This window comes from Pigmentiphaga sp. H8, assembly GCF_003854895.1.
Classification (GTDB): domain Bacteria; phylum Pseudomonadota; class Gammaproteobacteria; order Burkholderiales; family Burkholderiaceae_B; genus Pigmentiphaga.
Window position 1 is genome coordinate 3,561,281 of the sequence record NZ_CP033966.1, and the last position, 24,831, is coordinate 3,586,111.

At 68.7% G+C, this 24,831-nt stretch carries 23 protein-coding genes; 10 read left to right on the forward strand and 13 right to left on the reverse strand.

Annotated features, from left to right (window positions below; genetic code table 11):
- Genes EGT29_RS16835 through EGT29_RS16850 form a run of 4 tightly spaced genes read left to right on the forward strand, consistent with a single transcriptional unit; the run spans position 1 to position 2,751 of the window.
- Positions 1 to 852, forward strand: a complete 852-nt coding sequence (locus tag EGT29_RS16835) for an ABC transporter ATP-binding protein (protein WP_238160032.1) — start codon at positions 1 to 3, stop codon at positions 850 to 852.
- The gene (locus EGT29_RS16840; protein ID WP_161567851.1) at positions 845 to 1,666 is read left to right on the forward strand and encodes an ABC transporter permease; all 822 of its coding nucleotides are present in this window, start codon (positions 845 to 847) and stop codon (positions 1,664 to 1,666) included. The genes EGT29_RS16835 and EGT29_RS16840 overlap by 8 nt, the downstream gene beginning before the upstream one ends.
- A gap of 14 nt (positions 1,667 to 1,680) precedes the next feature.
- Positions 1,681 to 2,325: a maleylacetoacetate isomerase gene (maiA, locus tag EGT29_RS16845; RefSeq protein ID WP_124690064.1), complete on the forward strand. Its 645-nt coding sequence runs from the start codon at positions 1,681 to 1,683 to the stop codon at positions 2,323 to 2,325.
- A gap of 33 nt (positions 2,326 to 2,358) precedes the next feature.
- On the forward strand, positions 2,359 to 2,751 hold the full coding sequence (locus EGT29_RS16850; RefSeq protein ID WP_124690065.1) for a RidA family protein: 393 nt from the start codon (positions 2,359 to 2,361) through the stop codon (positions 2,749 to 2,751).
- 18 nt (positions 2,752 to 2,769) lie between these two features.
- Here EGT29_RS16850 and EGT29_RS16855 read toward each other — a convergent pair whose 3' ends face one another.
- Positions 2,770 to 4,128: an FAD-dependent oxidoreductase gene (locus EGT29_RS16855; RefSeq protein ID WP_124690066.1), complete on the reverse strand. Its 1,359-nt coding sequence runs from the start codon at positions 4,126 to 4,128 to the stop codon at positions 2,770 to 2,772.
- 101 nt (positions 4,129 to 4,229) lie between these two features.
- Between EGT29_RS16855 and EGT29_RS16860 the strand changes: the two genes are divergently transcribed.
- Positions 4,230 to 5,141, forward strand: a complete 912-nt coding sequence (locus tag EGT29_RS16860) for a LysR family transcriptional regulator (RefSeq protein ID WP_124690067.1) — start codon at positions 4,230 to 4,232, stop codon at positions 5,139 to 5,141.
- Positions 5,142 to 5,148: 7 nt separating this feature from the next.
- On the opposite strand, the gene EGT29_RS16865 is transcribed toward EGT29_RS16860, so the two are convergent.
- The 3 genes from EGT29_RS16865 to EGT29_RS16875 form a co-directional block, all read right to left on the reverse strand.
- A complete protein-coding gene (locus EGT29_RS16865) occupies positions 5,149 to 5,580 on the reverse strand; it encodes a group II truncated hemoglobin (RefSeq protein WP_124690068.1) in 432 nt (143 codons plus the stop codon).
- A gap of 108 nt (positions 5,581 to 5,688) precedes the next feature.
- The gene (locus EGT29_RS16870; protein WP_238160036.1) at positions 5,689 to 8,217 is read right to left on the reverse strand and encodes an ABC transporter permease; all 2,529 of its coding nucleotides are present in this window, start codon (positions 8,215 to 8,217) and stop codon (positions 5,689 to 5,691) included.
- A 150-nt stretch (positions 8,218 to 8,367) separates the two neighbouring features.
- Positions 8,368 to 9,540, reverse strand: coding sequence for a BMP family ABC transporter substrate-binding protein (locus EGT29_RS16875; protein WP_238160038.1), 1,173 nt, complete (start codon positions 9,538 to 9,540; stop codon positions 8,368 to 8,370).
- Positions 9,541 to 9,727: 187 nt separating this feature from the next.
- On the opposite strand from EGT29_RS16875, the gene EGT29_RS16880 reads away from it, so the two are divergent.
- Both EGT29_RS16880 and EGT29_RS16885 read left to right on the forward strand, forming a co-directional pair.
- The gene (locus EGT29_RS16880; RefSeq protein WP_124690069.1) at positions 9,728 to 11,164 is read left to right on the forward strand and encodes a catalase; all 1,437 of its coding nucleotides are present in this window, start codon (positions 9,728 to 9,730) and stop codon (positions 11,162 to 11,164) included.
- Between the two features lie 153 nt (positions 11,165 to 11,317).
- Complete coding sequence (locus EGT29_RS16885; RefSeq protein ID WP_124690070.1) at positions 11,318 to 13,756, forward strand: penicillin acylase family protein; 2,439 nt, start codon at positions 11,318 to 11,320, stop codon at positions 13,754 to 13,756.
- A gap of 19 nt (positions 13,757 to 13,775) precedes the next feature.
- On the opposite strand, the gene EGT29_RS16890 is transcribed toward EGT29_RS16885, so the two are convergent.
- The 4 genes from EGT29_RS16890 to EGT29_RS16905 all read right to left on the reverse strand — a co-directional run bounded on the left by EGT29_RS16890 (position 13,776) and on the right by EGT29_RS16905 (position 17,784).
- Positions 13,776 to 14,693: an ABC transporter permease gene (locus tag EGT29_RS16890; RefSeq protein WP_124690071.1), complete on the reverse strand. Its 918-nt coding sequence runs from the start codon at positions 14,691 to 14,693 to the stop codon at positions 13,776 to 13,778.
- 5 nt (positions 14,694 to 14,698) lie between these two features.
- Positions 14,699 to 15,772 (reverse strand): ABC transporter permease, encoded by a 1,074-nt coding sequence (locus EGT29_RS16895; RefSeq protein WP_124690072.1) that lies wholly within the window; start codon positions 15,770 to 15,772, stop codon positions 14,699 to 14,701.
- Complete coding sequence (locus EGT29_RS16900; protein ID WP_124690073.1) at positions 15,759 to 17,288, reverse strand: ABC transporter ATP-binding protein; 1,530 nt, start codon at positions 17,286 to 17,288, stop codon at positions 15,759 to 15,761. Before EGT29_RS16900 ends, EGT29_RS16895 begins: the two co-directional genes overlap by 14 nt.
- Before the next feature lie 67 nt (positions 17,289 to 17,355).
- Positions 17,356 to 17,784: a sel1 repeat family protein gene (locus tag EGT29_RS16905; protein ID WP_238160040.1), complete on the reverse strand. Its 429-nt coding sequence runs from the start codon at positions 17,782 to 17,784 to the stop codon at positions 17,356 to 17,358.
- 111 nt (positions 17,785 to 17,895) lie between these two features.
- On the opposite strand from EGT29_RS16905, the gene EGT29_RS16910 reads away from it, so the two are divergent.
- Together EGT29_RS16910 and EGT29_RS16920 are read left to right on the forward strand one after the other, a co-directional pair.
- Positions 17,896 to 18,801, forward strand: coding sequence for a LysR family transcriptional regulator (locus EGT29_RS16910; RefSeq protein WP_124690074.1), 906 nt, complete (start codon positions 17,896 to 17,898; stop codon positions 18,799 to 18,801).
- A 221-nt stretch (positions 18,802 to 19,022) separates the two neighbouring features.
- Positions 19,023 to 19,394 (forward strand): type II toxin-antitoxin system HigA family antitoxin, encoded by a 372-nt coding sequence (locus tag EGT29_RS16920; RefSeq protein ID WP_124690075.1) that lies wholly within the window; start codon positions 19,023 to 19,025, stop codon positions 19,392 to 19,394.
- 74 nt (positions 19,395 to 19,468) lie between these two features.
- On the opposite strand, the gene EGT29_RS16925 is transcribed toward EGT29_RS16920, so the two are convergent.
- The 5 genes from EGT29_RS16925 to EGT29_RS16945 form a co-directional block, all read right to left on the reverse strand.
- Positions 19,469 to 19,801 carry a DNA-binding transcriptional regulator gene (locus EGT29_RS16925; RefSeq protein WP_124690076.1) on the reverse strand — a complete coding sequence of 111 codons (333 nt, stop codon included), beginning with the start codon at positions 19,799 to 19,801 and terminating at the stop codon, positions 19,469 to 19,471.
- A 17-nt stretch (positions 19,802 to 19,818) separates the two neighbouring features.
- Positions 19,819 to 20,073 (reverse strand): type II toxin-antitoxin system RelE/ParE family toxin, encoded by a 255-nt coding sequence (locus EGT29_RS28935; protein WP_370282416.1) that lies wholly within the window; start codon positions 20,071 to 20,073, stop codon positions 19,819 to 19,821.
- A 185-nt stretch (positions 20,074 to 20,258) separates the two neighbouring features.
- The gene (gene pnp / locus EGT29_RS16935) at positions 20,259 to 22,361 is read right to left on the reverse strand and encodes a polyribonucleotide nucleotidyltransferase (protein ID WP_124690078.1); all 2,103 of its coding nucleotides are present in this window, start codon (positions 22,359 to 22,361) and stop codon (positions 20,259 to 20,261) included.
- A gap of 207 nt (positions 22,362 to 22,568) precedes the next feature.
- On the reverse strand, positions 22,569 to 22,838 hold the full coding sequence (gene rpsO, locus EGT29_RS16940) for a 30S ribosomal protein S15 (RefSeq protein WP_124690079.1): 270 nt from the start codon (positions 22,836 to 22,838) through the stop codon (positions 22,569 to 22,571).
- Positions 22,839 to 22,988: 150 nt separating this feature from the next.
- On the reverse strand, positions 22,989 to 24,209 hold the full coding sequence (locus EGT29_RS16945) for a branched-chain amino acid ABC transporter substrate-binding protein (RefSeq protein WP_370282417.1): 1,221 nt from the start codon (positions 24,207 to 24,209) through the stop codon (positions 22,989 to 22,991).
- A gap of 109 nt (positions 24,210 to 24,318) precedes the next feature.
- On the opposite strand from EGT29_RS16945, the gene EGT29_RS16950 reads away from it, so the two are divergent.
- Entirely contained in the window at positions 24,319 to 24,831 is a 513-nt protein-coding gene (locus tag EGT29_RS16950; RefSeq protein ID WP_124690081.1) for a hypothetical protein, read from the forward strand.

Genomic DNA, 24,831 nt, shown 5'->3' on the forward strand with positions numbered 1-24,831 from the left:
ATGAAAGCGATGCCCGAATTCGCGCTTTCCCCCGGCGCGCCGGCGGACCCCGGACGCCGGCGCGCGATCGTCATGGAAAACCTGGGCAAGCGCTTTCTGGCCGGCAAGGGCGAATACACGGCCTTGCGCGGCGTCGATCTCGACATCCTGAACGGGGAATTCGTCTGCATCGTCGGGCCCTCGGGCTGCGGCAAGACCACGCTGCTGCGCATCCTGGCCGGCCTGGACACGCATACCGACGGCAAGCTGGCCGTACGGCCCGCCCCGGCCGGCAGGCCGCTGACCTCGGTGGTGTTCCAGGAACACTCCATCTTTCCCTGGCTGAGCGTGTACGACAACGTCGCCTACGGCGTGCGCTCCAGCGGCATGCCCAAGCCGGAAATGAAGCGGCGGGTCGACTACTATCTCGACAAGGTGGGCCTGCGGCCCTTCGCCCACGCCTACCCGCACCAGCTCTCGGGCGGCATGAAGCAGCGCGTCTCCATCGCCCGGGCGTTCGCCAACGATCCCGAGATCCTGCTGATGGACGAACCGTTCTCGGCGCTGGACGAGCAGAACCGCGCGGTCATGCAGGAAGAGCTGCTGCGCATCTGGGAAGAAACGCGCAAGACGGTCGTCTTCATCACCCACTCCGTCGACGAGGCGGTCCTCCTGGCCGACCGCATCGTCGTGCTGGGCGGGCGCCCGGGCGGCGTGCGCGCCACGCTGGCCTCGCCCTTCGCCCGCCCGCGTTCGTACGCGGCCCTGCGCGCCGATCGCGCCTATGTCGATCTCGCATCGCGGGTGGCCGCGCACATCCAGGAATCCTTCCTGCAAACCCAGTCCGACCAGACAGGAGACGGACATGGCTGAGGACCTGATCCCCATCGAACCCTCGCGCGACATCGGGCACGCGGAACGCCGCCGCCAGCGGCTGGAACGGCTGCTGTCCGTCGCCACGCCCCTGATCATCCTGGCGGCGTGGGAAGCCCTGGTCCGCGCGGGGCTGGTCGACGCGCGGCTGTTCTCGTCGCCCAGCCAGATCGCCGGCACGTTCTGGGCGCTGGCGCAGTCGGGCGAACTGGCGCGCCACGTCGGCATCTCGCTGGTGCGCATAGGCATAGGCTTCGCGCTGGGCGCCATTCCCGGCGTGCTCACCGGCGTCGCCATCGGGCTCTCGCCGCTGGTCAGGGCCGTGCTGTCGCCCGTCATCGCCTCGCTCTACCCCATTCCCAAGATCGCCATCTTCCCGCTGATCATGGTGATCTTCGGCATAGGCGAGGTCAGCAAGTACGTCCTGGTGGCGATCGCGGTGTTTTTCTTCATGGCGATCAACTCGGCGGCGGGCGTATTGAATGTCGAACGCATCTATTGGGACGTCGGCCACAGCTTCCGGGTCGGCCGATTGCGCCGCATCCTGACCATCGCGCTTCCCGGCGCGCTGCCCATGATCATCGCCGGCATCCGGCTGAGCCTGGGCGTGTCGCTGCTGGTGCTGGTCAGCGCCGAGTTCGTCGGCTCGAAAAGCGGCATCGGCTTCCTGGTCTGGGATTCCTGGCAGACCTTCAACATCGAAACGATGTTCGTCGGCATCGTGGTCATCGGCGCGCTGGGCTGGATCTTCTTCACGGTCGTGGACGAATTCGAACGGCGCTTCCTGCCCTGGGCGCCCGGCAACCGGCGCTGAAGGGACACGCCGTCATGCTCACGCTCTACACCTACTGGCGTTCGTCCACCTCGTACCGGGTGCGCATCATGCTCAACTGGAAGGGCCTGCCCTACCGGCCGGAGTACGTCAGCCTGCCGCGCATGGACCACCGGGCCGCGCCGTTTCTCGGCACCAATCCGCAGGGCCTGGTCCCGGCCTTGCAGGACGGCGATTTCGAACTGGCCCAGTCGATGGCGATCTTCGAATACCTGGAGGAGCGCCATCCTTCGCCCGCCCTGCTGCCGACCGACGTCCGCCGACGCGCCTACGTGCGCATGCTGGCCAACATCGTCGCCTGCGACATCCATCCCTTGAACAACGTCCGGGTCCTGCGCCATCTGGAACAGCGCCTGGGCCTGGACGAGGCCGCCCGCAACGACTGGTACGCCACCTGGATCGCCGCCGGCCTGCAGGCCTTCGAAGCCTCGCTGGAACACTGGGGCTGGGATGGCGACTATTGCTGCGGCGATGAACCGGGCCTCGCCGACGTCTGCCTGGTGCCCCAGCTCTACAACGCGCGCCGGTTCGGCTGCGACCTGCGCCCCTATCCCCGGCTCGCCGCCATCGCGCGGCGCTGCGAATCACTGCCGCCCTTCGCCGCGGCGCATCCTTCCACGCAGGCCGACGCGGTGGCCTGAAGCCTCGCGTCCACCACAGGAGAGTCCCCAGCCATGAAAAGCATCCATGCGCCCGAAGTCAAGGCCGCGCCGCCCCAGACCTGGACCAACTGCAAGGTCCACAACGGGCAGTTCTTCATCTCGGGCATGACCGCCCACGATCTTTCCGGTGGCGTGGAAGGCGACGGCAGCATGTACGACCAATCGCGGCGGACCTTCCAGAAGATCCGGCACCTGGTCGAGGCGTGCGGCGCCGCCATGGACGACATCATCCAGCTCAACGTGTTCGTGACCCGGATCGAGGAAAGACAGGAGGTCTGGCGGGCGCGCAAGGAATTCTTCACCGGCGACTTCCCCTGCTGCACCCTGGTCGAGGTGACGGGACTCGCCACGCCCGCCCTGAAGGTCGAGATCAACGCCACCGGCTTCATCGGCGGCCGCGCCTGATCTCGCCCGGCGCCGCCGCTACATGTCCCGGCCCAGGTAGGCCCCGTCCCGCTCCAGGACCTGCTGCAAGGCGGCCACGTCCAGCCGGCGCGGCGCCACGCCGGCGCGCAGCGACAGGGCCGCCGCCGTGCCGGCCGCCTGGCCCATGGCGAAACACGGACCGGTCACGCGCGCGGCTGACTGGCCCATGTGGGTCATCGAGGCGCAGCGCCCCGCCACCAGCAGGTTGTCCACGCCCAGCGGCAGCAGCATGCGGTACGGCAGGTGGTTGAAGCCCCGCACATTGGGCACGTCGACGAACTTGAACACGATGTCGCCGGCGACGTGGGCCTCGACCGGCCAGCCGTTCACGCCTATGGTGTCCTCGAAGCTCGCGCAGCCCAGCACGTCGTCCTCGGTCAGCTGGTATTCGCCGACGATGCGGCGCGTCTCGCGTATGCCCACCTGCGGCGCGATCTCCAGGATGTACGAGGCGTCGAAGCCGGGCGCGTACTCGCGCAGGAACTCGAAGAAGTCGCGGGCCTGGCGCCGGCCCTGCAGTTCGCCCTCGCTCAATTGCCAGGCGTCGGTGCCGTCGATCGCGGTCCCGTCCGGATTGCTGAGCTGGGTCACGTTGGCGCGCCATTCGACCGGATTCCTTTGCGGCCGCACGATGGGCGTCTTGCGTGCGAAGCGGCGGCCGTTGCGCGCGGCTTCCTCCATCAGGCGGCCGAAATGTTCCCAGGCCCTGCCGGCGCGGGCCGGATCGACGTTGTTGACGCGGAACATGGTCGACGGATACAGCATGCCGCCGTGGCCGTCGCCTTTCTCGTAGGGCACGCCCGCCGCGGCCGCCATGTCGCCGTCGCCCGAGCAATCGATATAGACCCTGCCGACCGCGGCGGCACGGCCGGACTTGGTCTCGACCAGCAGCGCGGCGATCTCGCCGGGCGAACGCATCAGCACACCGGCCGCCTGCGCATGAAACAGCAACTGGCTGCCGCTGGAGACCACCAGGTCATCGGCCGCCAGCTTGTAGGCCGCGTTGTCGTAGGCCTGCGCCATGATCTTGTCCTGGAACATGCGGTGCGGCTCGCACAGCCCGCTCAGCCCTTCCAGCGTGGCCAGCAGCTCGTCCGCCAGGCCGTGCACCACGCGCCGGTTGTCGCCGAAGACGTTGGCGTGCAGGCCGCAAAAATTGGTCACGCCGGCGGCCGTGCCCATGCCGCCCAGGAACCCGTAGCGTTCGATCAACAGGGTGCGGCAACCATGGCGCGCCGCCGCCGCGGCCGCCGTCATCCCGGCGGGCCCGCCGCCCAGCACCACCACGTCGAATTCGCCCAGCACGGGAGTCTGCCGCGCGGGTTCGGTCACGCTGGCCGGATGTGCCGCTGTCATTGCTTCACCTTGTCGTTCAGAGAATGCGGACATGTTATCTATTTCAAAACGGATTATCTGGTCTAATTCGACGAACCAGCTTTCGCGTTTTGGAAAAGAAGATGGATACCCTGGCCAACCTGCGCGCTTTCCTCGCCACGGTGCGCGGCGGCAATTTCTCGGAAGCGGCGCGCCAGCTCGACACGGTGCCCTCGGTCGTCGCCAAGCGCATCGGCCATCTCGAATGGACCCTGGGCACGCGCCTGTTCGAGCGCTCCAGCCGCCGCGTGACGCTGACCGAGGCCGGCCACAAGTTCCACGCCCGGGCACGCGCGCTGGTCAGCGATTTCGACGACATCGCCTCGGAACTCAAGCGCGACCAGGACGCGCTGGACGGCCACATCCGGCTGCGGGCCCCGACCTCGCTCACGGTGCTGTACCTGGCCGACATCCTCGCGGCCTTCCAGCGCCGCCACGAACGGCTGACCCTGGAAGTCGCGCTGCTGGACCGGTCGGCCAATCCCGCGGAGGAAGGCTTCGACATCTCGGTCAGCGGCCGCGCCGACAGCTACGAGGGCGTGGTGGACGAGCCGCTGTGCCCGCTGCGCCAGGTCGTCTGCGCCGCGCCCGACTACCTGGCGCGCCGGCCCGCCCCCCGCCATCCGCGCGACCTGGCCGACCACGACTGCCTGGTATTCAACCCCACCGGCCACAGCTGGCACTTCAACAGCGCAAGCGGCCCCATCAGCGTCGACGTGCCCGCGCGCCTGGGCGCCAACGACAACTACGTGCTGTATGCCTCCGCCCGCGCCGGCAACGGCATCGCCGTGCTGCCCACCTATGTCGCGCGGAGCGCGCTGGCGGACGGCAGCCTGGTGTCGCTGCTCGAGGACCACCCCTTGCAGGACGTCTGGCTCAAGGCCCTGATCCCGGCCCGCAAGCGCGCCTTGCCGCGCATGGAGCTGCTGCTGGCCTGGCTGCGCGAACACCTGGGCGGCACGCCGCCCTGGGAAAGACCCGGCGGCGGCGCCTGAGCCCGGCCTACTCCGGCCGGTTCCGCATCCAGTCCGCCGTGTTGTAGAACGAGGCCAGCAGCTTGTCGGCCAACGCCGGCTCGACGCCGACCTGCTGCATCGCCCGGCCCATGCAGACCACCCACTGGTCGCGCTCCGTGGTGCCGATCGAGAACGGCAGATGGCGTGCCCGCAGGCGGGGATGGCCGAAGCGGCGAATGTAGTAATCGGGGCCGCCCATCCAGCCGCACAGGAACCAGAACAGCTTCTCCCTGGCCTGGTCCAGCGACGGGCCATGCGCGGCACGCAGCTCGGCCAGGTCGGCGTCCAGGTCCATCAGGTCGTAGAACCGGTCGACCAGTTCGCGCACGCGCGCTTCGCCGCCTATCACGTCGAACAGGGTCTGGCCGGCCGGAGCCGGTTCCTCGGGCTCGCGTATCAATATCGTCTTGTCGTTCATGTCGTTTCCATCGAGAAGCGGAAAAAACACCGCCCTCTCATCAGCCTGGTAGTTGCGCGGGCACGGCGGATCCGGCTTTGCCGGGGCGCGCGAAGCGCGCAGGGGGGGCTATACCTCCCTGAGGGTCGCCAGCGGCGGCTGGCGCAGCACGCCGCGCAGGCCCATCCATCCCCCCGCCCAGGCGCACGCCACGCCCACCAGCAGCCCGATCGCCCACACCCACGGATTGGGCGTCAGCGCGAAGTTGAACACATGGCGGGCCAGCAGCCATGCGATCACCGACGCGCCGGCGGCGGCCAGCACGCCCGCCGCGCCGCCTATGGCGGCCAGCTCCAGCCATTGCGCCAGCGACAGCTGGCGGCGCGTGGCCCCCAGCGCGCGCAGCAGCCCGGCCTCGCGCACCCGCTCGTCGCGGGTGGAGGCCAGCGCCGCATACAGCACCAGGCAGCCGGCGGCCAGCGTGAACAGGAACAGGAACTGTACCGCCGCCACTACCTGCTCCAGCACGTCCTGCACCTGTCTCAGGATGGCGCTGGTATCGAAGATGGTCAGGTTGGGAAATTCCCGGATCAGCGCGTTGGACAGGTCCGCCTTCTCGGGCGGCAGGTGCAGCGCGGTGATCCAGCTCTGCGGCATGTCGCGCAACGCCGCCGGCGACAGGATGGCGAAGAAGTTCACCTGCATGGAATCCCAGTCCACCGCCCGCAGGCCGGTCACCTTCACGTCGACCGCGTTGCCGGCGATGTCGAACCGCAGCATGTCGCCCAGGTTCACGCCCAGGGTCTTCGCGATGCCCTGCTCCATCGACACCTCGGCGGCGTCGGGATCCAGCCAGCGGCCGGCCACGTCGCGGTTGTGGCCCGGCAACTGGTCCATGTAGGACAGGTTGAACTCCCGGTCCACCAGCCGCTGCGCGCGATCGTCCTGGTAGTCGGCCGGCCCGACCGCGCGCCCGTTGATCTCGATCAGCCGCCCGCGGATCATCGGGTAGAGCTGCACGTGGCCCAGCCCCGCCTGCGCCAGGCGCTGCGTAACCGCCTCGCGCTGATCCGGCTGGATGTTGATCAGGAAGCGGTTGGGCGCATCGGGCGGCGCGGCGCCGCGCCAGCCCTCGACCAGATCGCCGCGCGTGATGGACAGCAGCAGGATCGCCATCAGCCCCACCGCCAACGCGCAGATCTGCGCCACCGTGGCGCCGCGGCGGCGGACCACGCCTGCCAGCGCGAAACGCAGGGCCACCGGCCCGCGCTGCCATTGCCGCAGCGGCTCCAGCCAGCGCAGCCCCAGCCACGAGATGCCGGAGAACAGCAGGAAGCCGCCCAGAAATCCCCCGGCAACCATCAGGCCCAGCTTCAGGTCGCGCGCGAACCAGAGCAGCAGCAGCGCGAAGCCCACCGCGCCCACGCCATAGCCCAGCGCGGTCCGCACCGGAGCGACGCCGGTGTCCCGGCGCAGTACGCGGGCGGGCGCGACGTGGCGCAACTGGGCCAGCGGCGGCAGCGCGAAGCCCATCAGCAGCCAGACACCGGCCAGGAATCCCTGTATCGCGGGCAGCGGCCCGGCGCGCGGCAGGTCGGACGTGATCAGGCCGCCCAGCGCGGCGATCAGGCCTTCGTGCGCGGCATAGCCGAGCGCGCTGCCGACGGCGGCCGCCCCCAGCGCGATGATCAGGAACTCGGCGGCGAACAGCCCGGTCAGCGTGGCCTGCGTCGCCCCCAGGCAGCGCATGACCGCCACGCTGTCGAAATGCCGCAGCGTGAAGCGCCGCGCGGCCAGCGCGACGGCCACCGCCGCGATCAAGGCCGCCAGCAGCGCCACCAGCGACAGGAACTGCTGCGCCCGATCGATGGTGCGGCGCATCTCGGGCCGGCCGGAGTCCAGCGTTTCCACGCGCTGGCCGCGCTGCGGATGGGCCTGCAGCCAGGCGGCATACTCGCGCGCCGCCGCCGGCTGCCCCGCCGCCAGCAGGCGGTAGGTGATGCGGCTGCCGAAAGTCACCAGTCCGGTCGACGCCAGATCGTCCTCGCGGATCATGACCCGCGGCGCCACGTTGATGAAGTTCATGCCGCGGTCGGGTTCCACCGTGATCACCCGGGCGATGCGGAAATGCCGGTCGCCCAGCTGCAGGTCGTCGCCCACGCGCACGTCCAGCAGCGACAGCAGCTGCGGGTCCACCCAGGCGGTCCCGGGCGCGGGAATCTCGCGCGTCGGTTCATCGGGCGCGGTGGGGCCGTCGGCCACGCGCAGACTGCCGCGCAGCGGGTAGCCCGGCCGCACCGCCTTCAAGGCCGCCAGTTGCGAACGCGCGGCGTCGCCGGTCCCGACGCTGGCCATGGACGGGAACTGCAGGTTCTCGGTCACCGACAGCCCAAGCCGGCGCGCTTCGTCGCGCGGCGCCTGGCCGGCCGGATTGTCGGAGATCAGCACGACGTCGCCGCCCAGCAATTGGGCGGCGTCGCGTTCGAGCGCCTGGCGGATGCGGTCGGCCAGGAAGCCCACGCTGGAAACCGAGGCCACGGCGATGACCAGCGCCATCGCCAGCAGCCTGAGTTCCCCGGCGCGCCAGTCGCGCACGGTCATGCGCCAGGCCTGGGCCAGGAGGGACAGCGGTGAGAACGAACGGATGTCGGTGGTCATGGCCGGCGGGAAAGAAAGTGGATCGAAGGCGAGCGCCCGGGCAATGCGGGCCCGCGGCACGCGCGACGCGCCCGGGCAGCCCCGGATAGGACCGCGCCGGCCGCCCGCGGTTCACGCGTCCCCGCTACTTTACCGGAGCGCGCGGCGCCCTCAGGCCACCGCCTTGCCCACCACGCCCTCGACGAACCAGTCCATGTGGTCGACGTCCTTCTGGCTCGGCACGCCGGACTGCTGGCGCACCTTGCCCTGGTTGTCCACCAGCCGGCCGCCGAAGGGATGCAGCGCGCCCGCCGCGATCTTCCGGCGCGCCTCGTCCACCGACGCGCGCACCGCCTGGGGAACCTTCGGCGACAGCGCCTCGAGCGCGATCATGCCGTCCTTCAGGCCGCCCATGATGGACCGCGAGGTCCAGGTGCCGTCCAGCACTTCGCGCGCAGCCTGGACGTAATGGTCGCCCCAGCGGTGCACGACGGCACCGAGCTGGCGCGTCGGCGCATAGCGGCTCATGTCGGACGTATAGCCCAGCATCCAGGCGCCCGCCGCCTCGACGGCCTGCGCCACCGCCGACGATCCCGAGTGATTGGTCAGCACGTCGGCCCCCTGGCGCAGGGCGGCCTGGGCCGCATCGCGCTCGCGGGGGGGATCGAACCAGTTCTGGGTCCAGACCACGCGCACCTGGACCTTGGGATTGACGCTGCGCGCGGCCAGCGTGAAGGCGTTGATGCCCTGGATCACCTCCGGGATCGGCAGGGCCGCGACATAGCCCAGGACATGGCTGCGCGTCATCGCCCCCGCCACCAGTCCGGCCAGGTAGCGGCCCTCGTAGAAGCGGATGTTGTAGGCTCCCAGGTTGCGCGCGAGGCGATAGCCCGAGGCCTGGTCGAACACCACGCCCGGGAACTCGCGCGCCACCCGCAGCACCGCGTCCATGTAGCCGAAGGACGTGGTGAAGATGAGCTTGCAGCCCTGGCGCGCGAGATCGCGTATCACCCGCTCGGCGTCGGCATTCTCGGGCACGTTCTCGACCACGCGCGTGGCCACCCGCGACCCCAGCGCGGCGACCATGGCCAGGCGGCCGTCCTCGTGCTGGCGCGTCCAGCCCGCATCGGTAATGGGCGACATGTAGACGAAACCCACGGACAGCGGATCGGCCGCCCAGGCCAGGCGCGGCGCGCCCAGGGCCGCGCCGGCGATGGGCGCGCCCGCCGCCAGCCAGCCCAGGACGCGGCGGCGCCCCGTGCTGGCGGGGCCGGCCATGGCTTCCATTTCGTGGGGACAAGGTTGTTCACGGTGCGCAAGCGGCACCGAAACGAGGTTTTTCACGCTGGTTCTCCTCGAACACGGCTTCCGGGAAAAAGATCCGGCCGGCGGGAAGCTACGCCGGGACGGACACGAACGAACTCGGCATTTTATCATTCATTGAAACTACCTATTGCCGCGATTTATTCAATTCAATTTACCAATGAACCTGGGCGGCCTATCGTGGGGCCTCGATAATTCGGAGCTAGGAATGACGACTCTCACCACCGCAACGGGCGCGCCTGTCGCCGACAACCAGAACTCGAAAACCGCCGGCCCGCGCGGCCCCGTGCTGATCGAGGACTTCCACCTGGTCGAGAAGCTGCAGCACTTCAACCGCGAACGCATCCCCGAGCGCGTGGTGCATGCCAAGGGCTCGGGCGCCTACGGCGTGTTCGAGGTGACCAACGACATCACCCGCTACACCAGTGCCGACCTGTTCGCGCAGGTGGGCCGCAAGACCGACGTCTTCATCCGCTTCTCCACCGTGGGTGGCGAGAAGGGTTCGGCCGACACCGAGCGCGACCCGCGCGGCTTCGCCATCAAGTTCTATACCAACGAAGGCAACTGGGACCTGGTGGGCAACAACACGCCGGTCTTCTTCATCCGCGACGGCATCAAGTTCCCCGACTTCATCCACACCCAGAAGCGCGACCCGCGCACCAACATGAAGAACCCCACCGCGACGTGGGACTTCTGGTCGCAGTCGCCCGAATCGCTGCACCAGGTCACCACCCTGTTCTCCGATCGCGGCACGCCCGACGGCTATCGCGCCATGCACGGATTCGGCAGCCACACGTTCAGCATGATCGACGCCCCGGGCCGGCGCGTCTGGGTCAAGTACCACGTGCTCAGCCTGCAGGGCATCCGCAACCTGCATCCGCGCGACGCCGCCCGGATTGCGGGCCAGGACCCGGACTACGCCCAGCGCGACCTGTTCGAGGCGATCGAACGAGGCGACTATCCCAAGTGGCGCTTCTGCATCCAGGTCATGACCGAGGAGCAGGCGCGCGCCACGCCCTACGATCCCTTCGACCTGACCAAGGTCTGGCCCCACGCGGACTTCCCGCTGATCGAGGTCGGCGTGATCACGCTGAACCGCAATCCGGAGAACTATTTCGCCGAGGTCGAGCAGGCCGCGTTCTCGCCGTCGTCCATCGTGCGCGGACTGGGCTTCAGCCCCGACAAGATGCTGCAGGCCCGCCTGTTCGCCTACCATGACGCCCACCTGTACCGCGTCGGCACCAACTACCAGGCCCTGCCGGTCAACCGCCCTCATGCTCCGGTGCGGACTTACCAGCGGGACGGCGCCATGCGCTTCGATGGCAACTTCGGCGGCGCGGCCAACTACGAGCCGAACAGCGTGGCCGGCGCGCCGCGCCAGGATGCGGCGCACCGCGAACCGCCGCTGCCGCTGTCGGGTGAAGCCGACCGCTACGACCATCGCGCCGGCAATGACGACTATACCCAGGCCGGCGACCTGTTCCGCCTCATGAGCGCCGACCAGCAGGCCCTGTTGATCGAGAACATCGTCAACGCGATGAAGACGGTGCCGCGCGAGATCCAGGAACGCCAGATCGCGCATTTCGCCAAGGCGGATCCTCGGTATGGGGAAGGCGTGGCGAAGGGGCTGGGACTCGCTGTCTAGTCTGGCCGGCGATCGGTATCCGGCGGGCTTCGGCCCGCTGCCGGGCCGCACGGCGACGTGCGGCCTTTTTACGAACCCTCCACGGTGTCGTGCGCTTGAAACAGAACGGGCACAATGTGCCCGGCAAACACATTGGACGGCAAGCCGCGCACCATGAAACTCCGCAGCCCCCAACGCCCCGCCCGTCTCGCCCTGTTCACGGTGGCAGGCGTGCTCATCCTTGGCATCGCCGCCATCGCGGCTGCCTGGCTCACCCTGCGCGCCAGCCTGCCCCAGGTCGACGGCGAACTCAGCGTGGCCGGTACGGCACGGCCCGCCACGATCGCGCGCGACGCCCAGGGCAGCGTCACGATACGCGCGGCCAACCGTGCCGACGCCGCCTACGCGACGGGCTTCGCCCATGCGCAGGACCGCTATTTCCAGATGGACCTGGTGCGGCGCTCGGCCGCCGGCGAGCTGGCCGCGCTGGTGGGCGAGGCCGCCGTGCCGCTGGACCGGCGCGTGCGCGTGCACCGCTTCCGCGCCCGCGCGGAGCAGGCCTACGCCGCGCTGCCGCCCGCCCACCGCGCCTTGCTGGAACGCTACGCGGACGGTGTCAATGCCGGCCTGGCCGCGCTGGACGCACGGCCGTTCGAATACGTCCTGCTGGGCGCGCCGCCGCAACCCTGGCGGCCCGTGGATACGCTGCTGGCGATCTATGCGATGTACCTGGACCTGCAAGGCGGCGAGCTGCTGCGGGTGCGCTCGCGCGACGCGCTGCGCGACCTCCTGCCCGCTCCGCTGCTCTCGGCGCTGCTGCCCACGCGCAGTCACTGGGATGCGCCCCTGGACCGCCCGCCTTATTCCGCGCGGCCGGCCGCGCCGGACACCGCGCTGGTCGATGCGCATCCCGACTGGATAGACACGCCCCGTCCGCCGCGCACGCGCGGCGTGATTCCCGCCGAGCTGATGGTGGATGCCGGGACCGCCTCGTCGGCGCTGGGCAGCAACGGCTGGGCCATCGACGCACGCCATGGCGCCGACGGCCGCGCGCTGGTGGCCAACGACATGCACCTGGGCCTGCGCCTGCCCAACGTCTGGTATCGGCTGACCCTGGAATTTCCGTCGGGCTCCGGCGCACGGCGCATCAGTGGCGTCAGCCTTCCCGGCGCCCCCATCGTGGTGGCCGGCAGCAATGGCGACGTCGCCTGGGGCTTCACCAACAGCTATGGCCATTTCATCGATCTGGTACGTCTGGAGACCGATGCGGCCGATCCTTCCCGCTACCGGGGTCCGGCAGGAACGTGGGAAACCGCATCGGAAACGATGGAGCGCATCGAGGTGAAAGGCGCGCCGCCGGTCATGCTGCCCGTGCGCGAGACCCCATGGGGTCCGCTGCGGCAGGCCAACGGCAAGGCCTACGCGATACGCTGGATCGCCTACCTGACCGATGCCGCCAACGTGGGGCTGGCCGGCATGGAGGACGCCCGCGACGTCGGCCAGGCGATGCACGTCGCGCAGACCGCCGGCATCCCCACGCAGAACCTGGTGGTGGCCGATCGCGCCGGCAACATAGGCTGGACGCTGGCGGGACCGCTGCCCACCGCCACGCTCGACCCGCTGGGCTTCCCGGTCGCGGCCGGCCATGCAGGCGCGCCGCTCGGGCGCCTGACGCCCACCGACTATCCCGCGATCCGGGCGCCGGCCTACGGCCGGCTCTGGACGGCCAACAGCACCCAGCTCGCCGACGACGACACACAGCGCAAGATAGGCGACGGCGGCGCCGATGTCGGCGCCCGCGGAACGCAGATACGCAACGCGCTGTTCGCCGGCGAACGCTTCAACGAGCGCGACCTGCTGGCCATCCAGCTGGACGACCGCGCCGCCTGGGTTTCTTTCCTGCGCGATCAGGCCCTGGCCGAGCTGGACCATGCCGCCGTCGCCGGCCATCCGCAACGGGCCGCCTTCCGGCGCCTCCTGCAGGCCTGGAACGGGCGCGCCGATGCCGGCAGCGCCGGCTACGCGCTACTGCGCGCCTACCACGACGCCTTGTACGACGCCTGGTTCGGCGCGCTGGACGAGAAACTGGCGGACATCGATGGCGGACTGTCGATGCGCCGCGCCTCGTCACGCGTGCTGGCCACCATGGAAAGCCTGGTGCGCGCCCGGGCCTGGAAACCGGCCTATGCCGCGGACTGGCGCGCCTTCATGCTCGAACGCATCGACACGGCCATCGCCTCGGTCGCCGCCGGTGGCCGCCCGCTGGACGACATCCGCTGGGGCGACCGCAACCGCCTCGCCATGGAACATCCGCTGGCCCGGGTGCTGCCCGCGGCCGTCAGGCCGTGGCTGTCGGCGCCCGTGCGCCCCATGCCGGGCGACATCCACATGCCGCGCATCCAGGGCGCCTCGTTCGGCGCGTCCGAGCGCTTCGTGGTGTCGCCGGGACACGAGGAACACGGACTGATGGAAATGCCGGGCGGCGCCTCGGGCCATCCGCTGTCGCCCTTCTTCCTGGCCGGCCACTCGGCGTGGACGGATGGCGAGGCCACACCTTTCCTGCCCGGCCCCGATGTCCACCGCCTGACGCTGGTTCCCGCCTCCGGCCGCTGACGGGCCGGCATGGCACGCCCTAGCGTTCGGGCAGGAAAGGCCGGCCCAGCGAACGCGGCATGTTCCGGCGCATCCAGCCGGGGTTTCCGCCCCGCAGAGCCAGCACGGCGATGGTGCAGACATAGGGCAGCATCGCCAGGAATTGCGAGGGCACCTGCACGCCCATGCCTTGCAGCTGGAACTGCAGCATGGTCAGGCCGCCGAACAGATACGCGCCCAGCAGGATGCGCAGGGGATGCCACATGCCGAAGGCGATCAGCGCCAGCGCCATCCAGCCCCGGCCGGCCACCATGCCTTCGCTCCACAACTGCGTGTAGACCACCGACAGGTACGCCCCCGCAAGCCCGCAGCACAGGCCGCCCGCGAGGATCGCCAGCGCGCGTATCCAGCCCACCGGATAGCCGAGCGCATGCGCCGACTCCGGCGACTCCCCCACCGCCCGCAGCAGCATGCCGGTTCGCGTGCGATACAGGAATGCGGTCAGCAGGCAGGCCAGCGCCATCGTCGCATACACCAGCGGATGCAGTGCGAACACGGTGCCGCCCAGCCCGGGTATGTCCCGCAGCCACGGCAGCCCGGCCTGGCCCTGCGCGAGCGAACGCCCCGCATAGGACACGCCGGCGAAGGCCGACAGCCCCGACCCCAGCAGCATGATCGCCAGGCCGCTGCCGTACTGGCTGGCATTGAACACCACGACCAGCAGCGCGAACACGGCGGCCAGCACGGCTCCCGCCGCGGCCCCCGCCGCCAGTCCCCATGCGGGGCTACCGGTGTGGAAGGCCACTGCGAAGCCGGCCGCGGCGGCCAGCAGCATCATGCCCTCGGCCCCGAGATTGATCACGCCCGCGCGTTCGTGGATGGCCAGCCCCAGCGCCGCCAGCGCCAGCGGCGTGCCGGCGTTCAGCGTCGCGGCCAGGAGTGGCAACAGGCTGTCCATGCCGCTCACCTTGCCGCGGCCGCAGGGCGGCGCCAGCGGATGCGATAGCGCACCAGCGTATCGCCCAGCAGCAGCAACGCCAGCGCCAGCCCCTGGAACACGCCGACGATGGAAGCCGGCAGGCCCAGGCGCGACTGTGCCAGTTCCCCGCCGATGTAAAGCGCGGCCATGACCAGGCCGGCCAGCAGCGCGCCGGCCGGATGCAGGCGCCCCAGGAAAGCCGCGATCACCGCCGCGAAGCCATAGCCCGGCGACACCGAGGTCGTGAGCCGCTGCATCGGCCCCGCGACTTCTCCTATGCCGGCCAGTCCGGCCAGCGCGCCGCACGCCAGCATGGACGTCCACAGAGCCTGGCGCGGGGAGTACCCCGCATAGCGCGCGGCGGCGGGCGCGGCGCCCGTCACGCGCAGGCGGAAGCCCGGATGGGATCGCGCCAGGAACAGCCAGGCCGCGCCGGTGGCCGCGAGCGCCAGCCACAACCCGGCGTGGGCGCGTGTGCCTTCCCAGAGCACGGGTAGCACGGCTGCCTCGTCGAATGATCGGGACTGCGGGAAGTTGTAGCCATAAGGATCGCGCCAGGGCCCGAATACCAGATAGCCGAGCAGGAGCTGCACGACGTAGGTCAGCATCAGGCTGACCAGCATTTCATTGGCGCCGAACCGGTCCTTGAGCCAGGCCGTCAATGCGGCCCACAGCATGCCTCCCAGCATGCCCGCGGCCATGACCAGCGCCACGTAGCCCCGCCACGTGTCCGGCCCGGCCAGCAGGGCCACGCCGCCGCCCGCGATGGCGCCCGCGATCAACTGCCCTTCGGCGCCGATGTTCCAGACGTTGGCCCGGAAACACAGCGACAGTCCCACCGCGCACAGAACCAGCGGCACCGCCTTGACCGCGAGTTCGCCCCACGCGTAGACCCCGTTGAAAGGCTCGACCAGGAACAGCCGCAGCCCCTGCCAGGCGTCGATCCCCAGCATCGCGAACAGCGCGGCGCCGCCCAGCATGGTCAGCGCCAGCGCGACCAGCGGCGACAGCCAGGCCGCCAGCCGCGAGGCGGCGGCGCGCGGCTCAAGCTGGATCATGGGTCCACCGTCCTTCCATCCACCGCCCCAGCATGTCGGCCGTGACCCGGGCACGCGCCACCGCCGGCGACAACCGCCCGCCCGCCATCACGGCCAGCCGGTCGCACAGCGCAAGCAACTCGTCCAGGTCCTCGGAAATGACCAGGGCCGCGCCACCGGCGTCGCGCAGATCGATCAGCGCCTGGTGGATGCGGGCGGCGGCGCCGATGTCCACGCCCCAGGTCGGCTGAGCCGCCAGCAGCACGCGCGGTTCGCCATCGAGCTCGCGGCCCACCATGAATTTCTGCAGATTGCCGCCGGACAGGCTGCGTGCCGGCGCGCGCGGCGACACCGCCCGCACGCCGTGGCGCCCGATGACGCGGGCGGCGGCCTGGACCAGTGCGCGCCGCCGTATCCAGCCTCCGGATGACGCTTGCCCGGGTGCCAGGGTCAGCAGCATGTTCTCGTCCAGCCCCATCTCGGGCACACAACCCCGCCCCAGGCGTTCCTCGGGAATCGCGCGCAGTCCCAGCTCGCGCCGCGCGGCCGGCCGAAGCCGGCCGATGGACTGCCCCATCAGGCGCACGGCATCGTGCGGCATGCGGATATCTTCGCCCGACAACGCCGACAGCAACAGCGACTGGCCGTTGCCCGACACCCCCGCCACGCCCAGTATTTCGCCGGCCCGCAGCTCGAACGACACGTCGTGCAAGCCCACGCGCTGGCCCGCCGGAGCGGGTATCGACAAGTTCTTCACGCTCAACACCGTATCGCCCGCCGGACGCGGCGAAGCGCTGCGAACGTCGTCCACCGCTGTTCCCAGCATCAGGGTGGCCAGTTCGTCCTGCGCCATGTCGCGCGGATCGACCACGGCCACCGAACGGCCCGCCCGCAGCACCGTGCAGCGATCGCACAATTCGCGGATCTCCGCCAGCTTGTGGCTGATGTAGGCCACGCTGCACCCCTCGGCCGCCAGTTGCCGCAGGGTGGCGAACAAGGCCGTCCTGGCCTCGGGCGACAGCACCGACGTGGGTTCGTCCAGGATCAGCAGGCGCGGCCGCGCGGCCAGGGCGCGCAGCAGCTCGACGCGCTGGTGCTCGCCCACCGACAGATCGCCCACATAGGCATCCGGATCCAGGTCCAGGCGATAGCGTTCGATCAGCGGCGCCAGCCAGGCGCTCGGGGCGCCGCCGCGCGCAACCTCGCGCGCGAGCCCGGCCGGCAATCCCAGCAGCACGTTCTGCGCCACGGTCAGCGTGTCGAACAGCACGAAGTGCTGGAACACCATGCCCACGCCCAAGGCGCGCGCATCGTCCGGCGCGCGCGGCGCCACCGGCCGGCCATCCCACAGGATCTGCCCCGCGTCCGGCGCCAGCGCGCCGTACGCGATCTTCATCAAGGTCGACTTGCCCGCGCCGTTCTCGCCCAGCACGGCGTGGATCTCGCCCGGCGCGATGGCCAGCGAGACCTCGTCGTTCGCGAGGACGCCGGGATACCGTTTGGTGATCCCGCGCAGTTCGAGTCGAGGAACGGCCATGGGGACGGGGCGGGTGGACAGGAGGCGCCATTGTAGACCGCCCCTCTCCGGCGCCCAGGGCCCCGGCCTATCGGTACAGGGGCGGCGGCCGGCAGCCCTTGCGGATGCGCGGCACGTCGCGCAGGCCGTTCAGAACCATCCATTGATGCCGTGCGGTCGCGCTGCCCCGTTCCAGGGCCAGGTGGGCCCAGTGCATCGCCTCGCACGGATCCGCCTTCACGCCGGCGCCATACAGCGCCGGACCTGCCAGCAGGACCGAAGCCAGCATTTCCTGGGCCTCCAGGTCGCCACGCGTGGCGGCCTGCCGCAGCCGCATCAGCATGGCGGCGTAGTCCCCTTCCGAACGGGCCTCCAGCGCCAGTTGATAGAACTGCTCGGAAGTGGCGATCTCCGAGAGCGGCGCCGCCGCCGAGGCGGCTGGCGCCAGGACGGCCGCGGCAAACAGCCACGGCGCCAGGGTAAGAACCATGCGGGGAAAGATGTGCGAGCGCGTCACTGCCGTCTCCTTTGACATGCCTATTGGGCCTGTCGGCGCGCTTTGGCACAATGCGGTTCTATGCCCCGAGCCTTCGGTTGTCCCGAAGGCAATCCGCCACGGAGAATGTCCATGCGCCTCGATCTCGCGGACCTGCGCCTGTTCCTCGCCATCGTCGATGCCGGCAGCATCACGCAGGGCGCCGCGCGCGCGAACCTGGCGCTGGCCTCGGCCAGCGAACGCCTGCGCAACATCGAGGCCGATGCCGGCGTGCAATTGCTGGAGCGCCGCCATCGCGGCGTGATCGCCACCGAAGCCGGCGAGGCGCTGGCCCACCATGCCCGGCTGATCCTGCGCCAGCGGGAACTGATGCAGGGCGAACTGCTGGACTTCGCCTCCGGCGCCCGCGGCACCATCCGCATCCACGCCAACACCGCGGCCCTGACGGCCTTCCTGCCGCGCAAGCTGGCCCCGTGGATGGCCACCCGCCCGCACCTGAACGTGGACATCCGCGAGCGCACCAGCAAGGAGATCGTCAAGGCCGTCGCCAGCGGGCTGGTCGAGGCCGGCATCACCTCCGATCAGGTCGACGCCCAGGGGCTGTGCCTGCACCCCGTCGCCACCGACCATCTCGTCCTGATCGCCGCCACCGGCCATGCCCTGGCACAACGGCGCGTGGTCCCGTTCTCGGAAGTCCTGCGCGAACCCTTCGTGGGACTGGCCCCGGGCAGCGCCTTGCAGGATCACATCGACGAACATGCGCGGCGCGCCGGCCAGGCGCTGGCCCTGCGCATCAGGATGAACACCTTCGGCGGCCTGTGCGAAATGGTGTCGCATGGCGTGGGCGTGGCCATCGTCCCCGACAGCATCGCCCAGAGCCATCGCCGCCGCCATCCCTACCAGCGCATCGCTCTGGCGGACGGCTGGGCCCACCGCCGCCTGTGCCTGTGCCTGCGCGACTGGGCCGGCCTGTCGGCCCCGGTCCGGGACCTGCTGACGCATCTTGCCGGCAACGCCGGCGTGCCGCCGCTGCCGTAGGGTGCCGCTGGTGCTTCGAACAACCACTTGCGAAACTCCAATTTGGGACTAGCATGAACTCATGCGGGTCATTGCCGTCAGCACATTGCGCCAGTTCTGAAAAACCCATCCGGACGCGGAGCAACCCCTCAAGGCTTGGGTGGATGAAGCAAGCCAAGCCACGTGGACGCAACCGGGAATATGACGCGATCGATGCCGAGACCATAGAAATGGAGTAAGACATGGAGATTCGCCCCATCCGTAGCGAAGCGGACTACAAGGCGGCCCTGAAAGACATCTCACGCCTCATGGAAAGCGATCCTGAACCCGGAACGCCGGATGGCGATCGCCTGGACATCCTGGCTACGCTGGTGCAAGCCTACGAAGCCAGGCACTTTCCCATCGACCTCCCCGACCCTGTCGAAGCGATCAAATTCCGCATGGAGCAAGCCGGCCTGACCGCCAAAGACCTCGAGCCCATGATCGGCCGCCGCAACCGCGTCTACGAAATCCTGAATCGCAAGCGCGGCCTGACACTGCAAATGATCTGGAATCTGCACAAAGGGCTAGGCATCCCCGCCGAAAGCCTGGTCAAACCCCCGTCGAACTCCTGATCACCCGGTAGGACCACGGTGGCTTGTGAAGAAAATCGCAACACGATCCCATCGCTCGCTCCGGGTCCTGACATTTAGAGAAGCGCCTCGATTCCCTTGCGCCGGATAACGTTCAACAGTGCCAGCGCAGGGCCTTTCGCTTGCGTCGCACCGCGCTCGAGCTGCGAGACATAGCCCGGCGTCATATTGAGATACCGGGCAAGCGCGGCTTGACTGAGATGAGCCTTCTCGCGCACTTCCCGCACTTGAGCGGCCGTAATAGGCTCCGAGGTAGGCAGCGCATCCGCTCCCAGGTGGCGGGCAGTGATTTTCTGATGCGTCGCCCTGTCCATGATCCCCAACCGGTGCTGGGAGTCGACCATTTCCAGAAGTTCACTGGCCAAGCGGCCAGGCTTGCTCGTCGTCATGTTCAATCTCCTGCAAATCACCATCGGCCAACGCTTGCCCAACGATGTCCATGGAAGCCTCCGCCCAGATTCGCATCGATGGAACCGCGCTCCGCCCGCTCGATGGCGGCTTTCAGACTGACATCGGCGATCCGCTCACCCCGGGCAAACCGACATACGCCTTTGGTCTTGAAAATCCGCAAGTGGCATTCCCTAGCATAGAAAACTATAGCACAAGAACATATACTTTGAGCTTGACGTATCGAATGTTCACGCCAACTCCGGATTCTCACCGTCCCCTAAACCAAAGTCGCCTCCCCACAGGATGAAAACGTCCCACAAATAAAAAACGGCGCCCCGCAGGACGCCGTCAGCACTACACCCCTCCCCCCGGACCCAGGGCACAGCGGATCCGGCTCCGCCGGTCCGCCAGTGCCGCCTCCCGGGGGGGCGCGCGTGTAAGCGCGTAGGGGGGGACTTACCCTTCAGCAGCAATCGCCTTCATCGACAGACGCAGGCGGCCCTTGTCATCGGCCTCGATGACCTTGACGCGAACCTGCTGGCCGACCTTCAGCACATCGTTGATGTTGGCGATGCGATGGTTGGCGATTTCCGAGATGTGCAGCAGGCCGTCGCGGCCCGGCAGCACCTGGACGATGGCGCCGAAATCCAGCAGGCGCAGCACGGCGCCTTCGTAGATCTGGCCCACTTCCACGTCGGCGGTCAGGTCGGCGATGCGGCGCTGCGCTTCCTTGGCGCGGTCCAGGTCGGCGCTGGAGATGACGATGGTGCCGTCGTCCGAGATGTCGATCTGCGTGCCGGTTTCCTCGGTCAGCGCGCGGATGGTGGCGCCGCCCTTGCCGATCACGTCGCGGATCTTCTCGGGGTTGATCTTCATGGAAAGCATGCGCGGCGCGAACGCCGACAGCTCGCCGCGCGAACCTTCGAGGGCCTCGCGCATCTTTTCCAGGATGTGCAGGCGGCCTTCGCGGGCCTGGGCCAGCGCCACCTGCATGATTTCCTTGGTGATGCCCTGGATCTTGATGTCCATCTGCAGCGCGGTCACGCCGCCGACGGTACCGGCCACCTTGAAGTCCATGTCGCCCAGGTGATCTTCGTCGCCCAGGATGTCGGTCAGCACGGCGAACTTGCCACCGTCCTTGATCAGGCCCATGGCCACGCCGGCCACGTGATCCTTGACGGGCACGCCGGCGTCCATCATGGCCAGCGAACCGCCGCACACGGACGCCATCGACGACGAACCGTTCGACTCGGTGATTTCCGACACCACGCGGATGGTGTACTGGAAGTCCTGCGGCGCGGGCAAGAGCGACACCAGGGCGCGCTTGGCCAGGCGGCCGTGGCCGACTTCGCGGCGCTTGGGCACGCCGATGCGGCCGGTTTCGCCGGTGGCGAACGGAGGCATGTTGTAGTGGAGCATGAAGCGATCGCGGTACTCGCCCATCAGCGCGTCGATGATCTGCTCGTCCTGCTTGGTGCCTAGCGTGGCGATCACCAGGGCCTGGGTTTCGCCGCGGGTGAACAGCGCGCTGCCGTGCGCGCGGGGCAGCACGCCCAGGCGGATGCTGATCGGGCGCACCGTGCGGGTGTCGCGGCCGTCGATGCGGGGCTCGCCGTTCAGGATCTGGCCGCGCACGATCTGCGCTTCGAAGTCGAACAGGATGTTGTCCACTTCGACGCCGTCGATCGCGGCGCCCGAAGCCTCGGCCTGGGCAGCCAGCTTGGCGTGCACGTCGGCATAGACTTCGCGCAGCTTGGTGGTGCGCTCCTGCTTGGAGCGGATCTGGTAGGCAGCCTTCAGGCTGTCCTCGGCCACGGCGCGCACCGAAGCGATCAGGGCATCGTTCTTGGCGGCGGGCTTCCAGTCCCATTCGGGCTTGCCGGCTTCGCGCACCAGATCGTTGATGGCGTTGATGACGGTCTGCATCTGCTCGTGGCCGTAGACCACGCCACCCAGCATGACTTCTTCGGACAGCTGCTGGGCTTCGGATTCGACCATAAGCACGGCGGCGTCGGTACCGGCCACCACCAGGTCCAGCTTGGAGGTCTTGAGCTGCGAGGCGGTGGGGTTCAGCACGTACTGGTCATCGATCCAGCCCACGCGCGCGGCGCCGATCGGGCCGTTGAACGGGATGCCGGAAATGGCCAGGGCGGCCGACGAACCGATCATCGCGGCGATGTCGGGATCGATCTCGGGATTGACCGACAGCGTGTGGATGACCACATGCACGTCGTTGTAGAAGCCTTCGGGAAACAGCGGACGCAGCGGCCGGTCGATCAGGCGCGAGGTCAGCGTTTCCTTTTCGGAGGGCTTGCCCTCGCGCTTGAAGAACCCGCCCGGGATGCGGCCGGCGGCGTAGGTCTTCTCGATGTAGTCGACGGTGAGCGGGAAAAAATCCTGGCCGGGCTTGGCCTTCTTGGCCCCGACCACGGTTGCCAGCACGACGGTGTCCTCGATGGACACCATTACCGCGCCCGAAGCCTGGCGAGCAACCTCGCCGGTTTCGAGCGTGACGGTATGCTGGCCATATTGGAAGGTTTTTGTGACTTTATTGAACATGACAGGCATCCTTTGCGATTGCCCTTCTGAAACGAAAATGCCTGTGACAGGCGGTCCCTGACACAGGCACTCTCATATTTCAGGAGGGGGTTGCTAGAGTGCCGGCTGCGTCGCGCCCGAACAGGAAGCGACGAAACCGGCAACCACCGGAAACACGGAGCGGCGCTGCGACGGCAGCGCCCGCCAGGTTCCCGATCCCCTGGAAATTCACTTACGCAGACCGAGCTTCTCGATCAGGGCGCGGTACGCGTCGGCGTTGCGGCCCTTCAGGTAGTCGAGCAGCTTGCGGCGACGGCTGACCATGCGCAGCAGCCCGCGACGGGAATGGTGGTCTTTGGTGTGCTCTTTGAAATGGCTGGTCAATTCGTTGATCCGGGCGGTCAGAAGAGCGACCTGCACTTCGGGGGATCCGGTATCACCCTGGGCGCGTTGGAATTCGGTAACGATATTGGCCTTGTTGATGTCGGCGACGGACATTTTTTTCCTCTCGGACTGGCGGCAAGGCCGAGGCGCCCTGCCGTGAAAGTTGATGATCCGGCCGCCGCGTTTTCATCTGGCTGCGGCCGGCAGATTAACCATCAGTTTTAAAAATCGGAAAAAACTGAAAGTTAGCCGGTAAGTATAGCCTTATTCAGGGATTTTTGCCATTTTGCAACGCGTGGGCAGCGTCAGGTCGGCCGCGGACACCTTCAGCGTGGTCTCGAAACCGTAGCCGCTGCCTTCCACGTCGCGCCTGACCGTGCCGGCGCCCATCTTCTGCATGGTGAAGACATACAGGGGCTTGATCGCCTGGTGGTCGTCCGGGCGCATCCACAGGTCCGCTCCCTCCGCCGCCCACCGCATGCCGGACAACTGGCGCGCGATGGCGGCGGCGTCCACCTTGCCCGCCCGCTCCAGCGCCGCGGCCAGCATATCGGTCATGTGCAGCATGCGCGCGTTCAGGTAGTCGTCGCCCGGCCGCGGGAACATGCGCCGATAGGCATCGTAGGCGCGGTCCATGCCGGGCTCGCCGGCGTTGTAGTGCCATTCGGCCACCGCCCGCACCTTGCCCACGCCGGCATCCCCGAGCGCGGCCGGCGCGCCCAGCGCATTGCCGTAGAAGGTGTAGAAGCTGCCTTTGAATCCCGCTTCCCGCGCGGCCTTCACCAGCAGGGTCAGGTCGTTGCCCCAGTTGCCGGTGATGACGGTGTCGGCGCCGCTGGACAGGATCTTGGCCGCATAGGGCGAAAAATCCTTGACCTTGCCGATGGCGTGGAACTCGTCGGCCACGACCTCGACGTCGGGCCGCTTCCCGGCCAGCATCGCCCGGGCGCTGCGCGCCACTTCCTGGCCGAAGCTGTAGTCCTGGTTGATCAGGTAGACCTTGCGCACCTCGCGGTCGCGCCGCATGACCTCGGTCAGGGCCGCCATCCGCATGTCGGAACTGGCATCGAAGCGGAAGTGCCAGGGGCTGCACTTCTCGTTGGTCAATGCGGGATCGACGGCCGAGTAGTTCAGGAACACCATGCGCTGGCCGGGATTGCGCTGGTTGTGGCGATTGACGCCCTCGATCAGCCCCGCCGCCACGGCCGAGCTGTTGCCCTGCATGACGATGCGGATGGACTGGTCGGCCGCGCCGCGCAGCAGCAGCAGGGCTTCGTCGATCTGGTTCTTGCTGTCGAAGGGGACGAGCTCGAGCCGGTGCGCGCCGTCGGCCAGCTTCACGCCGCCCCGGGCGTTGACGCGTTCGACCGCGAAGCGCAGGTTGCGCATGATGGCCTCGCCGGTATTGGCGAAGGGTCCGGACATGGCCTCGATCACGGCGATGCGCACCGGCGCGCCCGCGTCTCCCTGCGCCCAGGCGGGCATGGAACCCGCGCAAGCCAGCACAAGTCCTACAATCAGCGAAACACAGCCACGCCTGCGTGACAGAAACACGGTCATCTCCGGTCGTCAATCCAAGAACTAGGTGAATTGTATGAGTATCGCCATCATCTTGCGCCGTGGCGCCTGCCTGCTGGGCATGGCGGCGCTGCTCGCGGCCTGCGCCAGCCCGGCCGGCATCCAGCCGGGCGAATCCGGCTCGGCCGTCATGGCCCGCCTGGGCCGGCCCACGCTCGAGCGCCCCCTGCCGAACGGCGGCCAGCGCCTGATCTATTCCAGCCAGCCCATGGGGCAATACGCCTGGATCACCGACGTCGGCCCCGACGGCAAGGTCATCGGCACCACCCAGGCGCTGACCAGCGAGCGTTTCCGCATGCTGGACTCGGGACACTGGGATACCGAGCGGCTGCTGTTCGAGTTCGGCCCCCCGGCCGAGATCACCCGCGTCGGCCTGAAGGGCGAGCAGATCGTCTGGGGCTACCGCTTCCGCGAGGACGGCGTGTGGAATTCGCTGATGTACGTCTACGTCACCGACAAGGGCGTGGTCACGCGCTACCATCCCGGGCCCGACCCGCTGATGGAGCCCCGCTTCCAGCTGGGCTTGTAG

What these genes read in the sequence shown, in the direction of transcription:
- EGT29_RS16835 (WP_238160032.1), top strand. Translation starts at nt 1, where the DNA reads ATGAAAGCGATGCCCGAATTCGCGCTTTCCCCCGGCGCGCCGGCGGAC.
- EGT29_RS16840 (WP_161567851.1), top strand. Translation starts at nt 845, where the DNA reads ATGGCTGAGGACCTGATCCCCATCGAACCCTCGCGCGACATCGGGCAC.
- maiA (WP_124690064.1), top strand. Translation starts at nt 1,681, where the DNA reads ATGCTCACGCTCTACACCTACTGGCGTTCGTCCACCTCGTACCGGGTG.
- EGT29_RS16850 (WP_124690065.1), top strand. Translation starts at nt 2,359, where the DNA reads ATGAAAAGCATCCATGCGCCCGAAGTCAAGGCCGCGCCGCCCCAGACC.
- EGT29_RS16855 (WP_124690066.1), bottom strand. Translation starts at nt 4,128, where the DNA reads ATGACAGCGGCACATCCGGCCAGCGTGACCGAACCCGCGCGGCAGACT.
- EGT29_RS16860 (WP_124690067.1), top strand. Translation starts at nt 4,230, where the DNA reads ATGGATACCCTGGCCAACCTGCGCGCTTTCCTCGCCACGGTGCGCGGC.
- EGT29_RS16865 (WP_124690068.1), bottom strand. Translation starts at nt 5,580, where the DNA reads ATGAACGACAAGACGATATTGATACGCGAGCCCGAGGAACCGGCTCCG.
- EGT29_RS16870 (WP_238160036.1), bottom strand. Translation starts at nt 8,217, where the DNA reads ATGACCACCGACATCCGTTCGTTCTCACCGCTGTCCCTCCTGGCCCAG.
- EGT29_RS16880 (WP_124690069.1), top strand. Translation starts at nt 9,728, where the DNA reads ATGACGACTCTCACCACCGCAACGGGCGCGCCTGTCGCCGACAACCAG.
- EGT29_RS16885 (WP_124690070.1), top strand. Translation starts at nt 11,318, where the DNA reads ATGAAACTCCGCAGCCCCCAACGCCCCGCCCGTCTCGCCCTGTTCACG.
- EGT29_RS16890 (WP_124690071.1), bottom strand. Translation starts at nt 14,693, where the DNA reads ATGGACAGCCTGTTGCCACTCCTGGCCGCGACGCTGAACGCCGGCACG.
- EGT29_RS16895 (WP_124690072.1), bottom strand. Translation starts at nt 15,772, where the DNA reads ATGATCCAGCTTGAGCCGCGCGCCGCCGCCTCGCGGCTGGCGGCCTGG.
- EGT29_RS16900 (WP_124690073.1), bottom strand. Translation starts at nt 17,288, where the DNA reads ATGGCCGTTCCTCGACTCGAACTGCGCGGGATCACCAAACGGTATCCC.
- EGT29_RS16910 (WP_124690074.1), top strand. Translation starts at nt 17,896, where the DNA reads ATGCGCCTCGATCTCGCGGACCTGCGCCTGTTCCTCGCCATCGTCGAT.
- EGT29_RS16920 (WP_124690075.1), top strand. Translation starts at nt 19,023, where the DNA reads ATGGAGATTCGCCCCATCCGTAGCGAAGCGGACTACAAGGCGGCCCTG.
- EGT29_RS16925 (WP_124690076.1), bottom strand. Translation starts at nt 19,801, where the DNA reads ATGACGACGAGCAAGCCTGGCCGCTTGGCCAGTGAACTTCTGGAAATG.
- pnp (WP_124690078.1), bottom strand. Translation starts at nt 22,361, where the DNA reads ATGTTCAATAAAGTCACAAAAACCTTCCAATATGGCCAGCATACCGTC.
- rpsO (WP_124690079.1), bottom strand. Translation starts at nt 22,838, where the DNA reads ATGTCCGTCGCCGACATCAACAAGGCCAATATCGTTACCGAATTCCAA.
- EGT29_RS16945 (WP_370282417.1), bottom strand. Translation starts at nt 24,209, where the DNA reads ATGCCCGCCTGGGCGCAGGGAGACGCGGGCGCGCCGGTGCGCATCGCC.
- EGT29_RS16950 (WP_124690081.1), top strand. Translation starts at nt 24,319, where the DNA reads ATGAGTATCGCCATCATCTTGCGCCGTGGCGCCTGCCTGCTGGGCATG.